The organism is Akkermansia muciniphila ATCC BAA-835, assembly GCF_000020225.1.
Classification (GTDB): Bacteria; Verrucomicrobiota; Verrucomicrobiia; order Verrucomicrobiales; family Akkermansiaceae; genus Akkermansia; species Akkermansia muciniphila.
The window spans coordinates 2,144,629-2,158,820 of sequence record NC_010655.1 but is presented as its reverse complement, the minus strand read 5'-3'; the positions used below and the strand labels follow the sequence as shown (position 1 = coordinate 2,158,820).

Sequence of the window (14,192 nt, the reverse complement as noted above, 5' to 3'; positions counted from 1 at the left end):
ATAAGTTATATAATTGGGTTGGCTATGCGGGTTGTATTGATGCCCGCAATCAGCATTCAGTAAAAGCAAAAAGCGTGTCTTCTCAAGAATTCCAAGGAAGGGGGACACCCTTGAGCAGCTGGGAGCCATACCCCGCTTCCACCAGCGTGCGGAATGCCGCCATCGCCTCCGGAGGCACAGGCTGTTCCGTGGAAAATCCCTGTTTAGGATATTCCAGTATCCTTTGAAAGTCCCCCACCATGGCGGAAACAACCAGATCCTGCGGGAGCTCCCTGGTCAGATATTCCCTGAACGAGAAAGGAGGGGAGCTGACCGCCACCCGTACTTCCGGCCACTGGGCCTGGAGCGTAGCCAGCGTGCGCCGTTCCATATAGGGCTTTTGAAGGGCGATGATGCTGGATGGTTCCGGGATGCCGGCTTTTTCCAGGACAGCACGGGAAAAGCGGACATTTTCTCCCGTATTGGTGGATTTGTTTTCAATGAGAATGCAGTCTCCCGGCACTCCCTTTTTCATAGCCGCCTCTGCGAAAAGTTCCGCTTCCGGTACGGCCCATTCCCCTGTAAAACGCCCCATTCCGCCGGAAAACAGCAACAGGGGAGCCAGCTTCCGGGCATAAAGTTCCGCCGCATATTCCGCCACCCTTATGTCATTGCTACCAAGAATGAATATGAGTTCCGCCGGACGCAGTTCCTGCTTCACGTGATGGTAATCCCATAAAATTGCTATGGCTTCCTCTGGAGTCATCGGCTTTATGTACTTAAGAAAATCCTCTCTGTAAACGCCGGATTCACCATAATCCGTATTTACCCCATTCCAGAGCGGCCCATCCCAGCAACGCATTCGCCGCCGCATGCATCATGATCACAGCGCACAGGTTTTTCCGCCAGACGGCAAGCAGATACGCCAGGGAACCGTAAACGAATGCGCCGCAATAGTCCACAGGCTGGTGTACCGCCATGAAACAGAGGGTAGTCACCCAGTATGCCTTCCAGCTATGGGTGCCGAACGGCACCTTCCAGGGATGGTCCGGGTTCACCATCAGGCGCATCAGATAGCCGCGCCAGAAAAGTTCCTCCACCAGAGCCACCACGACCACGGCACGGAAAAAGCGCAGCACCAGAGCCCCCAGCCAGCTCCAGGAACCCGCAAGAAAGACGACGCCCGGCTCAAACCCATCCGGGCGCGCGTCAATTCCCAGCAGATACCGGTACCAGGGCCAGGAGGGATGCCCAAACCAGGCATCCGCCCCTCCGGGCAGGCGGTCCGCTATCATGGTCGGGGCCAGCCAGCACAGGATACCCAGCACGCCGAACAGGATTCCCCAGGCGGCGGGTTTCCACCGCCAATCCCAATCAATGGCCTTTCTCCACCGGAAAACCAGGGCAAAGCAAACGATTGCCTGAACGGGATACAGCCATTGTTCCGGCGCCCTTCTCCACCAGGGTGCGGCCGGGTGGTCCCATTCCAGCAAGGGAACGCCAAACTGCCACACCAGGGTAAAGCCCATGAATACCGCAAACGGCACCACATACGCCTTTGTTTTCAGCGCCTCCGTCACGGAGTTCATGAACACTGCCGGGTCAGGAAAGAGTTTCCACGAAATGTTCCATGCGGTTGCAGGCCTCCTTGATCTGGTCAAAGGCGGTCGCATAGCAACAGCGCAGGAAGCCTTCTCCGCTTGCGCCGAAGGCGGTCCCCGGTACGGCGGCCACCTGCTTTTCCATCAGCAGCCGGGTGGCAAACTCCTTGCTGGTCAAGCCAAATCTGGAAATGTCCGGGAAGACATAGAACGCGCCGCCGGGCAGGTGGCAGTCCATGCCGATTTCATTAAGGCGCTTCACCAGGTAATCCCGGCGCTGGCGGTAGCTTTCCCGCATCTTCAACATGGCGGATGTCCCGTTTTCCAATGCTTCAATGGCCGCCTCCTGGGAAGTAATGGGGGCGCAGAGCATGGAATACTGATGAATTTTCATCATGGCGGAAATAAGCGGTTCCGGACCGCAGGCATACCCCAGCCGGAACCCCGTCATGGCGAATGCCTTGGAAAATCCGTGCAGCAGGAGCGTGCGTTCCTTCATCCCCGGCAGAGAAGCTATGGAAACATGCGGCTTGCCGTCATAACGCAGTTCACTGTAAATTTCATCCGTCAGCACGATGAGGTCGTGCCTGATGCAAATGCGGGCAATTTCCTGAAGGGTTTCCACAGGGGCCACCGCTCCGGTCGGATTCGTCGGGAAGTTGAGCATCAGCACCTTGGTCCGCGGTGTAATGGACGCTTCCAGCAACTCCGGGTTCAGGGCGAAAAGATCCCTTTTGCTTGTAGGCACGGCGGTAGCTACGCCGTAGGCCATATTGACGCTGGGGGCATAGGAGACATAACAGGGTTCGTGATAAAGAACCTCGTCCCCCGGATTCAGAATGGCACGGAGAGCGAGATCTATGGCTTCGCTTACGCCTACCGTCACCAGCACTTCGCGCAGGGGGTCGTAGTTGACATGGAAGAATCCGTCCACGTATTTGACGATGGAACGGCGCAGGGATTCCAACCCATAGTTGGAAGTGTAGGAGGTGTGCCCCTTTTCCAGGGAGTAAATGGCCGCTTCCCGTATATTCCACGGCGTCACGAAGTCCGGCTCCCCTACGCCCAGGGAGATGATATCCGTGCGTCCCGTGACCAGGTCAAAAAATTCCCGGATGCCGGAACGGGGTATGGAGCTTACCTGCTCCGCTATTTTGTTCTGCCAATTCATGATCATTCCTTTCTTAACGGCAGAGAATTACGGAGCGACAGCCAGGCGTTCTGTCTGCACGGGAGCTTCAAACACACAACCGTTTTTCTTGTAGGTTTTCAGATGGAAGTGTGTGGAAGTGGACAACACCCCTTCCAGCGTAGAGAGTTTTTCCGCCACAAACCGGGCAATCTCCCGCATGCTTTTTCCTTCCACCAGCACCAGCAGGTCAAAACCGCCGCTTGCCAGATAGCAGGAGGAAACTTCGTCGAACCGTGAAATGCGCATGGCCAGGCGGTCAAAACCGCCGTCGCGTTCAGGCGTCATTTTCACTTCAATGAAGGCCGCCACCTTGCTGTCGTGTTCATATTCCTCATTCACCACGGCCTGGTATCCGAGGATGACGCCTTCCTTCTCCCACTGTTCCCGCTGGGCTCGCACGGCTTCTTCAGTCATGTCAAGACGTTCGGCCAATTCGCCATCGCTCAAGCGGGCTTGAGTCGCCAGTAACTGTAGAAGTGATGCAGAGGACATAAAATTTCAGGCATAAAAGACGCTTTTACGGCGAACCTGTCAAGAACCATATTACGCAAGACTGACATCCTTTCTTTCCAAAATGATAAAATATGTTCGTTTTCTTCAAGAACCGGCCTTCTTCATATAGATATAACAATTTGTCATTCAACATCGTAAACATCATCACAAACAACCTTTGGAATTATTTTCAGAGAATAGTTGCTCTAATCCGCTTTTTGTGCCATAGTAAAGTGCATAGACCTGTAGCGTCCCTTGACAGGGAACGTTTGTTTCCAATTTTTATATGACAGTCTGATATTATGAGCATGGCACTTAACCCGGATAGGGCTACTCTGAACTTTCTCAATGCCTTTCCGGAAGAAATCCGGCTGCGCGGCGAGAAGCTCCAGAAAGATGGCGCAGTCACGCAAATTTTTGGCAATCATTTATATATTCAGGGCCGCGTGGAAGACACATACGGCGTGCACCGCGTGAATCTGCGCCTTCAGGGCAACAGGTGGTTCGGAGCATGTTCCACGGAAGACGAGGATCTGGCCGGAGCGGCCATGTATGCCGCCATGCTGGAGCGCATGTACCGTGGCCAGGACCTTCCGGAATCCCCGAACGAACTGAATGATGTTCCTCTTCTGGATATTCTGGAAGAGAAACTGGGACGCGAACTGGACGACAAGGAAGCGGACTATGTCAGCAAACTGGAAAAGCGCTACCGCCGTTTCGCCATTGAACAGGAGATTCACGACCATGATATGGTGCGCCTGAATCCCCGATGGGAAATCGTCAGCTATGACCCGCTGGAATTGTGGCCCGTGCCTCCCACAAACATCCTCGAATTCTGGAATTACATTGCTTACGCCTTCAACAAGAAACGCCTGCCCTACCCGGAATTCATGGAATCCATTACGGATCTGGAAAAGGTCCAGCGCAAGATTCATGAATGGGAGCGCTCCCGTGAAGTCGGCACCTGGTACGACCGCATCCAATCCGTGAATGAACGCCCCCCGCAGCCGCCCCGCGGAGAACTGTTCATGAGGCTTGTTTCCACTATTAACGAGGGACATTTCGAATACCGCCATTCCCTGAAGCAGGACTGGATTCCCGTCCGGGAAAAACAGGATCTGGAACATCTGGAAAATCTGCATGAACGGGCTGCCGTACGCATGGACGCCCAGACGGAAATCCTGCTCGTCTCCCTGTCCGACTACGCCCGTGCGGAAGACGCCCTGACGCTGGATCTGGACCAGGAAGCCGCATGCGCCCTGATGAACAAACTTTTCCACCAGCCCGCCCTGAAAGGCTACCTGGTGAACCTTGATGAAAACTATTTCAAAGTGGTGGACGAACCGCTCAAATGGATTTGCCAGGACGATCCCATTGAACCGGACTGCTACGCTCTTCAGCTTGCAACTTCCACCGGCATCAACGTCTCCCACTCCGTCCGGCAGCTTCCGGGGCAGCAGGAACTGTACCAGTCTGACGAAACCGTCTTTCCCGGCCCCCCCCGCTGGCTGGAAAGCACGGAAGTGGAACCCCGCTACTCCATTCCCAAACAGGTCATCGACAGCCTTGAAGGGGTGGAATTCCTCCGTAAAATAGGCGCTTCCCTGCCCCCCAGCATGGAAGACCGCGTGGTGGACATCGACCTGCGCGGCACCTTTGACATGAAAATCGTCCGCGGCCTCACCTCTGCGGAAACGGAACACGTGCTCTGCGAAGTAAGCGCCAGGGACGCTTCCGGCTACCGCACGGAAAAACTCGGCAAGGACGGTTGGGACGTATCCCATCAGGAGCCCATGAAGAACAAAGTTCTGCTGCGCTTCATCCGGGAGCACCTTTATCCCATTCCCGGCCTGCTGGAAGAAATGGGCTTTTCCTATGATCCCCAGGTGGGCGCGTTCAAGGCCCGCGTCACCCGCCAGTTCCCCGAAAAATTCGCGGAATGGGCCAAACAGCTTCCGAAAGAGCTGACCGTCAATATGGACGACAAACTCAAGACGCTGCTGGCGGATCCGGTGGCCGCCGCCGTGCGGTTTGAAGTAGTCAACCAGGAAATCGACTGGTTTGACCTCCGCATCGTCATTGATGTGGAAGGCGTCCAGCTCTCCAAGGAGCAAATCCGCGCCCTGGTCGCCGCCAGAGGCGGTTACGTCCGCATGGACGACGGAGGATGGATGCGCCTGGAAATTAAACTGGACAATGACCAGCGCGACGCCGTTACCCGCCTGGGCCTGGACCCCTTCGATCTTTCCGGAGAAACCCACCGCATGCACGCCATGCAGCTGGCGGACCCGAAAGCCGCAGAAGTGTTCGATCCAAAGGCATGGAAACGTATCAAGGACCGTACCGCGGAAATCCAGATCGACGTCAAGCCGGATGTTCCCTCCCAGCTCCAGGCCACCCTGCGCCCGTATCAGGTGGAAGGGTTCCATTTCCTGGCTTACCTTGCCACGAACGGGTTCGGCGGCATTTTGGCGGATGACATGGGCCTGGGTAAAACGATCCAGTCCATCACTTACGTCCTCTGGCTGCGTGAAGAATTCGCCCGCAAAAACAAATCCAAGAAAAAAGTCGTCATCCCTCCGGTTCTTATTGTTTGCCCCAAATCCGTGCTGGACGTCTGGGCGGGAGAAACGGAAAAATTTGCGCCAGGCGTGCGCGTCCTCGTCATCCGCAGCAAGGACCAGGCCAATCTGGAAGACATCAAGAAGAATTACGACATGGTCGTGGTCAACTACGCCCAGCTCCGCGTCTGCGGGGAAACCCTGAACCAAATCAAATGGCTTACGGTTATTCTGGACGAAGGCCAGCAGATCAAAAACCCGGATTCCAAGGCAGCCAAGGCGGCACGGGAAATCGTTTCCTACAACCGTCTCGTTCTCTCCGGCACACCCATTGAAAACCGCCTGCTGGATATGTGGTCCCTTATGGCCTTCTCCATGCCCGGAGTCCTCGGTTCCCGCTCCTACTTCAAGAAGCGCTTTGACAAGCGCAAGGACCCGCAAAGCCAGAACCGCCTGGCCGCGCGCCTGAAACCCTTCCTGCTGCGCCGCACCAAATCCCAGGTGGCAAAAGACCTGCCTCCCAGGACGGAAGAAGAAGTGTACGCCAAAATGGAAGGCATCCAGAGCCAGTTGTACAAGGCGGAACTCCGCCGCATTCAGCAGGCCCTGCTCGGCCTGGATTCGGACGAATCCGTCAAAAAGAACAGTTTCGCCATTTTGCAGGGCCTGATGCGCCTGCGTCAGATCTGCTGCCACCCCGGCCTGGTGGATCCCAAATACGCCAAGGAAGACAGTGCCAAAATGACAGCCCTCTTCTACCTGCTGGACCAGCTCCGGGAAGAAGGGCACAAAGTGCTCGTCTTCTCCCAGTTCGTTTCCATGCTGGAAATCATCAAGAACAGGCTGGAAGCGGAAAACAGGCCGCTTAACTATCTTACCGGCCAGACCAAGGACCGCCGCGGAGAAATTGAAAAATTCCAGACGACCAAGGACCCCTCCGTCTTCCTGCTTTCCCTGAAAGCCGGCGGCGCCGGCCTCAACCTTACTTCTGCCTCCTATGTCGTTCTATATGACCCGTGGTGGAACCCGGCCGTAGAAAGCCAGGCCATCGACCGTACGCACCGCATCGGCCAGAAAAACAAGGTGATCGCCTACCGCCTTCTGACGAAGGATTCCGTGGAAGAAAAAATCCGCATTCTCCAGCATCAGAAAAACCAGCTCGTCGCCAACGTGCTGGGTGACGAAGGGTTTACCTCCAGCCTGGGCATTGACGATCTGAACTTCATCCTCAACCACGGGGATGATGAAGAAGGTTAGCTCGAAAGCAACAATTAGAGGAAGTAGGAATTAAGGAACAGTCTTATTAACTTATAGACTTTTATCCTCAGATTCTTCCTCTATCCCTTATCCAGAAAAAAGCCCTGCATGAATATTGCAGGGCTTTTTATTTCACCATTTAAGGCTGACGGGATCCGTATGATAAAGGATTCCCGCCTCGTCCCGGACAAGGAGAGTCAACTGGATGCGCGCCGGCAACCGCAGCATCTGAAGGCCGTTGAACGCAAAAATCTGTCCCTGGCACAACAGGGGGCGTGAACCGAACAGTTCATCCCCTTCAATCACCTGGGTGCCGTCTTCATGGGAACGGACGGTCCACTTTTTGCCGATGATGCGCACGGCGCCGTCTCCCGCATTGCGGATGCTTACGTTGTAAGGCATCGGGATGCGGCCATCATCCCGAATCATCCGCTCCAGTTTTTCATTCCGCAAGTACAGGCTGCGGGGAGTAAGACGCACTTCCAGACTGGTCAAAAGGGGAAGAACCATAGATGTATGCCTGCCGGAGAGAGGAATTATGATTCCACAGGGGCCAGAGCCGCCTTGAGCAACTCCAGCGTCGTTTTGCGGATGGCTTCCACGCCGGCCTTGTCGGGTTTGGCGTCCGGAGCCAGCGTCATCTGCTCCTGCAAGACCGTCAGAAGGTTCATGATTTTGGCAATGTCCCGGCGTTCCTTCATTTCCGGCTCCACCCCGTCCAGAATATAATGAAAATATTCCGGGACATCCGGCTGGAAAATGACTTTCGCCTTGTCCTCCGCAAATTTGTTATCCAGAGCCGCGGTAGCGGCGTCCAGGGCGCGTATCCATCCCCCCAGGCCGATCAGGTTCGCCATATCGGAATCCCTCAGGGAGGCGAGTTCCTGTTCCACATCGGATTGAATAAGGGCCAAGTTGTTTTTGAAACTGCTCAAATCCCCGTCTTCCGCATTTTTCAGCAGGCTGGCGGCGTGGCGGTTCACCCTCTCTCCGGCGCCAATGGCCTTTGCATAGCTGGAAAGATCCAGAGCAATGGGTTTCACCTCATTCATCTTGCCGCACTGCACGATTACGAAGCCGTCCGCCATCATGCCGCCCAACTGGAGAGCCAGGGAACAGCGGTCCATGGGAGGCCGCTCCGGGCGTGCGCGCAAGGCCACCTTTTCCGGTATTTCAGGAAGCCCCTCCAAATCTTCAAAAATCTTGCGGATGGACGGCGCGGTAAATTCGTTGATGCCCAGCTCCTCATTCATGTGGGAGTCGTCCAGCAGGCGTTCCGGAATGGCCGGCTGGTCCTGCTTGCCGGACGGCGGCGTTTGCACATCCAGTACTGCCGCCTCCTTCTCCGGGGCATCTTCTTGTGGAGCGGAAAACGCCATTCCCCCCGTGACGGATACAGCTGCGGCCAGCAGATACAATCTCTTCATAACAACACTCAAAAAGGTTAAGCAAAACGGAATATGTCTTGACTCTCGCCCTATGGTGTCCTATACGGGCGTCACGTCAAGGAAATCCCCCTTCCCTGACGCAAAAAGATACCAACCCCCTTTGTACCCCCTGCATGTCTTTAAATTACAATTTTATCTGGCTTTTGTGCTATCTTCTGGTCCTCGTCGGCCTGGCAGGATATGGCTTCCACCGCCTGAGCATCGTTTACCTGTACTGGAAGAACCGTAATAACAAGCCCCAGCCCAAAGCACGCTTCCAGGAACTGCCCGTCGTGACGGTCCAGCTCCCCATGTTCAATGAGAAGTTCGTCGTGGACCGCCTTCTGGAATCCGTAGCCGCTCTGGATTATCCGCAGGACAAGCTGGAAATCCAGATTCTGGACGATTCTACAGACGACACCACGGAACAATGCTACCGCAAGGTGGAGGAATTAAAGTCCCGCGGCTTTGACGCCGTCTGCATCCACCGCACGGACCGCACCGGCTTCAAGGCAGGCGCGCTGGAAGCGGCTACCAAAGTAGCGAAGGGGGAATTCCTGCTGATTCTGGATGCTGACTTCGTTCCGGAACCGGATCTCCTGCAAAAAACCATCCATTTCTTCACGGATGAAAACGTGGGCCTCGTTCAAACCCGCTGGGGCCACATCAACCGTGAATACAATCTCCTTACCCGCATCCAGGGGATGTACCTGGACGGCCATTTTGCCATGGAACAGACGGCTCGCAACCGTTCCGGCCGCTTCTTCACCTTCAACGGCACTGCCGGCATATGGCGCAAGTGCGTGATCGGCGACGCAGGCGGATGGTCCCATGACACCCTGACGGAAGACATGGACCTTTCCTACCGTGTCCAGCTCAGGGGCTGGCGCTTCATCTACCTGAACGACGTCGTTACCCCGGCGGAACTTCCCGTGGACATGGACGGGTTCAAGTCCCAGCAGCACCGGTGGACCAAGGGTTCCATTCAGGTCTGCCAGAAAATCCTGCTGGACATCTGGCGCTCCAATGCCCCCCTTAAAGCCAAGGTAGAAGCCACCACCCACCTCACCTGCAATTATTCCTATCTGCTCCTGGCATTGCTCTGCTTCCTGGTGTACCCCATCTGCACGCAGCGTATTCCGGAAAATGAAACGGTCTTCATGTGGTTTGTGAATGTGGCCCTGTTCTTCATGACCAGCGTGGCCGTCTGCATCTTTTACATGAGCGCCCAAATCGTGGTGCGTCCCAAATCCTGGTGGAAGGAACTGCCGTACCTCCCCCTCCTTCTCACGCTGAGCGTGGGCATGGCGGTCAACAACGCCAAGGCTGTTCTGGAAGCCATCTTCGGCCATCAGTCCGCCTTCGTCCGCACGCCCAAATACGGCGTAGACCGGAAGGAAGACCGTCGGCACGTCTCCCAGCTCAAACGCAACGGGTACCGGGCTATTAAATCCGTCGTCATTCCCGTTCTGGAAATCGCCTGCGGAACTTTCTTCCTGAACCTGATCATCATCATGATCCGCCAGGGCCATTACCTTTCCCCCATCCTGATGATTCCTTTCCTGGGTTTCTATTACACAGGTTTCTGTTCCCTGGGCCGCATGATTTCCAACCTGCTGCCCGCCAAGCAAACTGCCAAAGCCAAGAACTGACGCCTTTCCCATGCCTGCGCCTCTCTCGCAAGCAGCACGCCTGATTCAACTCGCCGGCGCAGCTTTCGCTGTGTTCGGAGTCCTGGCATCCTGTTCCCGTCCGGATTATGAGCCCACTGCCATCGTGAAAGACGGCGCGGTCGTCAGCGTCAGGGACCAGAAAATGGCCGTCATGCGCAATGGCCGGGTGGTGAAGACCTACCCTGTCAGCACTTCCAAATTCGGCCTGGGAGACAGAAAGGGAAGCTGCCGCACTCCTCTGGGCGCCCATCGCATCGCTTCCAAAATCGGCAGCGGACAACCCAAGGGCATGGTGTTTAAAAGCCGCAAGCCCACCGGGGAATGCGTCGCGCCCAATTCTCCGGGCCGGGACCCCATCGTCACGCGCATCATGTGGCTGGAAGGCCTGGAACCCCGTAACCGGAACGCTCACTCGCGCCTGATTTATATCCACGGTACGGCGGAGGAACGCACCATCGGCACCCCCGCCTCCTACGGCTGCGTCCGGATGACGAGCAATGACGTATATGAGGCCTTCAACCTGCTCCGTACCGGTGACCCGGTCGTAATCGAACGCTGTTCCATTGACGCGTCTCTGAAAGCCCTGGCCCAGGCGGAAAAAATGCAGGATTCTCCCCTGCTGGTCATGGCTTCCGCTCCAGACCGCATGGAAAACGCCAATACGGCCTCCGTCATTTCCCACCGCCGCAGGGCTTCCCGCCCCCCCGCCGTTGCCCTTTCCCGCAAGCAAACGGCATCAACCGGGAAAAAATCCGTTCCCTCCAGGAGGGCGGTCGCCCGCAGGACGTCCGGAAATTCAAGAACCGCCGTCCGTTCCTCCGGAGGGACCCGCTATACACTCGGGTAAAAGCTCCCCTTCCCTCCTGTTTTTCCGGTGTTCCGTTTTCACCGCCTCCTGACATGGCCGTTTGAACGCATGGTTGCCTGCATCCGTCACATTTGGTAACGTAGATTTATGGCCATGATGGAACACGAAGATATCAGCAATGAAAACCTGGCGGGGCACCTTCTGGTTGCCGCCCCCTACCTGGATGGCGCCGGATTCCATCATTCCGTCATCTTCCTGAGCCGGGCGGAGAAGGAATTTGTCATCGGCCATATTTTGAATCATCCGTCCGGCATGAATGTGGGGGACGTAGCCCGCCATACGGAAATACCGGAATCCCTTTACGCCGTGCCCATCTTCAAGGGAGGACCCGTAGAACGCAACCAGCTCATCTTCGCCGCTTTCATCCGCACGGAGGATAAATTGCGCGTCCAGTTTCATCTGCAGGAGGAACAGGCCCTGGAATACCTGGAAGACCCCCGCGCCATCCTGCGCGCCTACGTAGGCCATAGCGGATGGACGCCGCCCCAGCTGCGCCGGGAACTGAATGACCGTGCCTGGTATGTTTCCCCCATGGTGCCGGACATCTGCCTGGAAACGGATTCTTCCAAGGTCTGGGCCATGGCCATGCGGCGGCTCTCTCCCCTGCACCATATCATGAGCCACGCGTCCGCACAGCCATCCCTGAACTGAACCATCCATCATGAGCATCCAACAAAATCTGGAACATATTCTCTCCCGCATACGCGCAGCGGAACTCCGCGCCGGACGTCCGGCGGGTTCCGTCCGCCTCGTCGCCGTCAGCAAAACTTTTCCCGCAGAGGATGTGAAAGCGTGCCATGATGCGGGCCAGCGCATTTTCGGTGAAAACAAGGTCCAGGAGGGACTGGGAAAAATCCCCTCCCTTCCTCCGGATACGGAATGGCATCTCATTGGCCCCCTCCAGCGCAACAAGGTGCGCAAGGCCCTGGAATATTTCACGCTGATCCATGCCGTGGACTCCCTGCGCCTGGCCCGGTTCATGGATACCGTGGCTCAGGAAACGGGAAAACGGCCCCGCATTTTGCTGGAAGTGAACGTAGGCAATGAAGACAGTAAGTTCGGATTCTTCCCGGAAACCCTGGAAAAGGAATGGCCGGAGCTGTCCTCCCTGAACCATCTTGAAATCGCCGGCCTTATGTGCATTCCCCCCCCGGTGGAAAATCCGGAGGAGGCGCGGCCCTATTTCCGCCGCCTCCGGGAGCTGAAGGAAGTCCTGTCCGGCAGGGGAGGAGCCACGCTGACGGAACTGTCCATGGGCATGAGCCACGACTTTGAAACGGCAATAGAGGAAGGAGCCACGCTCGTCCGCGTAGGGACGGCTATTTTCGGCGGCCGCTCGTACGCTCCCGCTTCGTGATTTTAGTTGGACAGAAGGAAAAGCGGCGTGTAGGTTTGTTCCGGAAAACCGGAACAGCCCGGACGGAGACCTGATTTCATCACCCCATGCTGACAGGAGGAAAAAACGTGATTCCGCATGCGGTGCGGGACGTAGCGGATGCCGCCGCGGCGTTTTCCGCCCGCATCGGCCCCGACCGTCATTTCGATTCCCAGAAAAAGGTGGAGGAAGCCCTGGCCGAATGCTGCTCTCCGCAGAATGTCACCGTCATCGGCATGACAGGGTCCGGCAAATCCTCTACGCTGGACGCCCTGGCCGGGGAACAGTTCTGTTCCCGCGTGTCCAGTGAAGCCACACTGGTCCGCTGGCAGTACAGGCCTCATCCCGCCCCACACACCCATGAATGGGTTCTGGACCTTTTTTACCCGTCGGACGCCCTGCTCAACCTGGAGTTCTGGGATACCATCGGCCTGGAACAGGAGGATGCCCCCAGAAAGCTGAAGCACATCGTTCCCAAATCGGATGCCATCCTTGTGGTTATTTCCGCCAGTGACGGCAACCATTCCGCCCTGTGGGACTATCTCCGGACGCTGGAGGAACGTCTTCATTCCCGCATGGTTCTCGTCATCACCCATGCGGAGCTGCTCTCCTTTGAGAAGCTTCAATCCTTGAAAGAGGAGCTACGCTCCACCTCCCGGGAACACCTGGGCGTGCAGCTGCCTCTGTACCCTGTCACGACCGCCGGAGAGCATGCAGGGGAAGGAGTGGAAGCCCTGACGGCATGCGTTCAGGAAGTGCTGAAACGCAGCCCGCTGACGGACAAGCGCGTGGAACGCCTCCTGCTGGCTACGGACAGCCTTCTGGAAGAACAGGGGAAGGTGCTTGATGAACTGAGCCGCCTTTCCAAGATGGATTCCGGCTTCCTGACGTCTATTGACCGGGAAATCGACCGCATCCAGCTCCAGATGGAGGATGAAATGCCGGCACGCCTCAAGGCGTACGCGCAATACGTGCAGGACTGCGTGCCGCGTCTGGGGAAAAAGTCGGCACGCCAGATGGGGCGTTTCCTATCCATCCGGCGCACGATGATCCTGCACAAACTTCCTCCCGTCATTGACGAATGGTTTTATGAGCTGGTCAAATCCGGCATTGAGGAACGGCACGCGTATTACAACAAGGAATTCCTGAACATCTGCCAGACGCACTGGAACCATGTGCGCCCGCGCGTGAAGGAACAATGGGACTGCGACATAGGGGATTTCCCGGCCGCAAAACTCCAGACGGATCTGGAAGTGTACAAGGAGAGGCTGGGACGTTCCATTTACATGCCCCTGAAGGACTTCGGCATCAAGCCGTGCCTCAGCAAGCTTTTTCTGGATCAGGAGGATGTGATGAGGACGGAAATCAAGCTGATGCTCCTTCTGGTGATTCTGGGAGCCCTGCTGGGCTGTTTCGGAGAGCACGCAGCAGGGTTCGCCTGCGTAGGCGCGGCCCTGGCCGTCTGGGTGGGCGGCAACCTGGGGCTGGCCTGGATGCAGTTCCGCCTGTCCCGCCAGATCGTGGCCGCAGCGGCGGAAATGCACATTGCCGTGGAATGCGGGCTACGCACCCCCCTGTATGAAGCCATGATCAGCGGACTTTCCGACTACCGAAAACTGTATGCGGACATCCGCGGTCAGGTAGCCGGAGGGGTAGAATACCTCCAGCCCCTGCTCAACGCCCGCTACGACCTGTTTTATAAACTGACCGTGCAGAAACACCGGTTCCGTATCTAGCCTCTTTCCCTTTCTCCGGAAGGGTGTTACT

At 56.6% G+C, this 14,192-nt stretch carries 12 protein-coding genes; 6 read left to right on the top strand and 6 right to left on the bottom strand.

Annotation, left to right across the window (positions count from 1 at the left end; genetic code table 11):
* Positions 1 to 82: 82 nt before the first annotated feature.
* From AMUC_RS09460 to AMUC_RS09445, 4 genes are read right to left on the bottom strand one after another with little or no spacing between them, the layout of a single operon-like run.
* Positions 83 to 745 carry a YdcF family protein gene (locus tag AMUC_RS09460; RefSeq protein ID WP_012420805.1) on the bottom strand — a complete coding sequence of 221 codons (663 nt, stop codon included), beginning with the start codon at positions 743 to 745 and terminating at the stop codon, positions 83 to 85.
* 43 nt (positions 746 to 788) lie between these two features.
* The gene (locus tag AMUC_RS09455) at positions 789 to 1,568 is read right to left on the bottom strand and encodes a CPBP family glutamic-type intramembrane protease (protein ID WP_012420804.1); all 780 of its coding nucleotides are present in this window, start codon (positions 1,566 to 1,568) and stop codon (positions 789 to 791) included.
* Positions 1,569 to 1,581: 13 nt separating this feature from the next.
* Positions 1,582 to 2,751: an aminotransferase class I/II-fold pyridoxal phosphate-dependent enzyme gene (locus AMUC_RS09450; protein WP_123038953.1), complete on the bottom strand. Its 1,170-nt coding sequence runs from the start codon at positions 2,749 to 2,751 to the stop codon at positions 1,582 to 1,584.
* Positions 2,752 to 2,778: 27 nt separating this feature from the next.
* Positions 2,779 to 3,264, bottom strand: coding sequence for an Lrp/AsnC family transcriptional regulator (locus AMUC_RS09445; protein ID WP_012420802.1), 486 nt, complete (start codon positions 3,262 to 3,264; stop codon positions 2,779 to 2,781).
* A gap of 308 nt (positions 3,265 to 3,572) precedes the next feature.
* Here AMUC_RS09445 and AMUC_RS09440 point away from each other — a divergent pair, with 308 nt between their 5' ends.
* A complete protein-coding gene (locus AMUC_RS09440) occupies positions 3,573 to 7,082 on the top strand; it encodes a DEAD/DEAH box helicase (protein WP_099421490.1) in 3,510 nt (1,169 codons plus the stop codon).
* Between the two features lie 132 nt (positions 7,083 to 7,214).
* On the opposite strand, the gene AMUC_RS12130 is transcribed toward AMUC_RS09440, so the two are convergent.
* On the bottom strand, positions 7,215 to 7,592 hold the full coding sequence (locus AMUC_RS12130) for an ApaG domain-containing protein (RefSeq protein ID WP_012420800.1): 378 nt from the start codon (positions 7,590 to 7,592) through the stop codon (positions 7,215 to 7,217).
* 26 nt (positions 7,593 to 7,618) lie between these two features.
* Positions 7,619 to 8,509 carry a hypothetical protein gene (locus tag AMUC_RS09430; protein ID WP_012420799.1) on the bottom strand — a complete coding sequence of 297 codons (891 nt, stop codon included), beginning with the start codon at positions 8,507 to 8,509 and terminating at the stop codon, positions 7,619 to 7,621.
* A 134-nt stretch (positions 8,510 to 8,643) separates the two neighbouring features.
* Between AMUC_RS09430 and AMUC_RS09425 the strand changes: the two genes are divergently transcribed.
* From AMUC_RS09425 to AMUC_RS09405, 5 genes are all read left to right on the top strand, one after another.
* Positions 8,644 to 10,161, top strand: a complete 1,518-nt coding sequence (locus AMUC_RS09425; protein WP_012420798.1) for a cellulose synthase family protein — start codon at positions 8,644 to 8,646, stop codon at positions 10,159 to 10,161.
* A gap of 10 nt (positions 10,162 to 10,171) precedes the next feature.
* On the top strand, positions 10,172 to 11,029 hold the full coding sequence (locus AMUC_RS12430; RefSeq protein WP_012420797.1) for a L,D-transpeptidase: 858 nt from the start codon (positions 10,172 to 10,174) through the stop codon (positions 11,027 to 11,029).
* 114 nt (positions 11,030 to 11,143) lie between these two features.
* A complete protein-coding gene (locus tag AMUC_RS09415) occupies positions 11,144 to 11,701 on the top strand; it encodes a YqgE/AlgH family protein (RefSeq protein WP_157738278.1) in 558 nt (185 codons plus the stop codon).
* 10 nt (positions 11,702 to 11,711) lie between these two features.
* Positions 11,712 to 12,407: a YggS family pyridoxal phosphate-dependent enzyme gene (locus AMUC_RS09410; RefSeq protein WP_012420795.1), complete on the top strand. Its 696-nt coding sequence runs from the start codon at positions 11,712 to 11,714 to the stop codon at positions 12,405 to 12,407.
* Positions 12,408 to 12,493: 86 nt separating this feature from the next.
* Positions 12,494 to 14,161, top strand: coding sequence for a GTPase family protein (locus AMUC_RS09405; RefSeq protein WP_012420794.1), 1,668 nt, complete (start codon positions 12,494 to 12,496; stop codon positions 14,159 to 14,161).
* Positions 14,162 to 14,192: the final 31 nt, after the last annotated feature.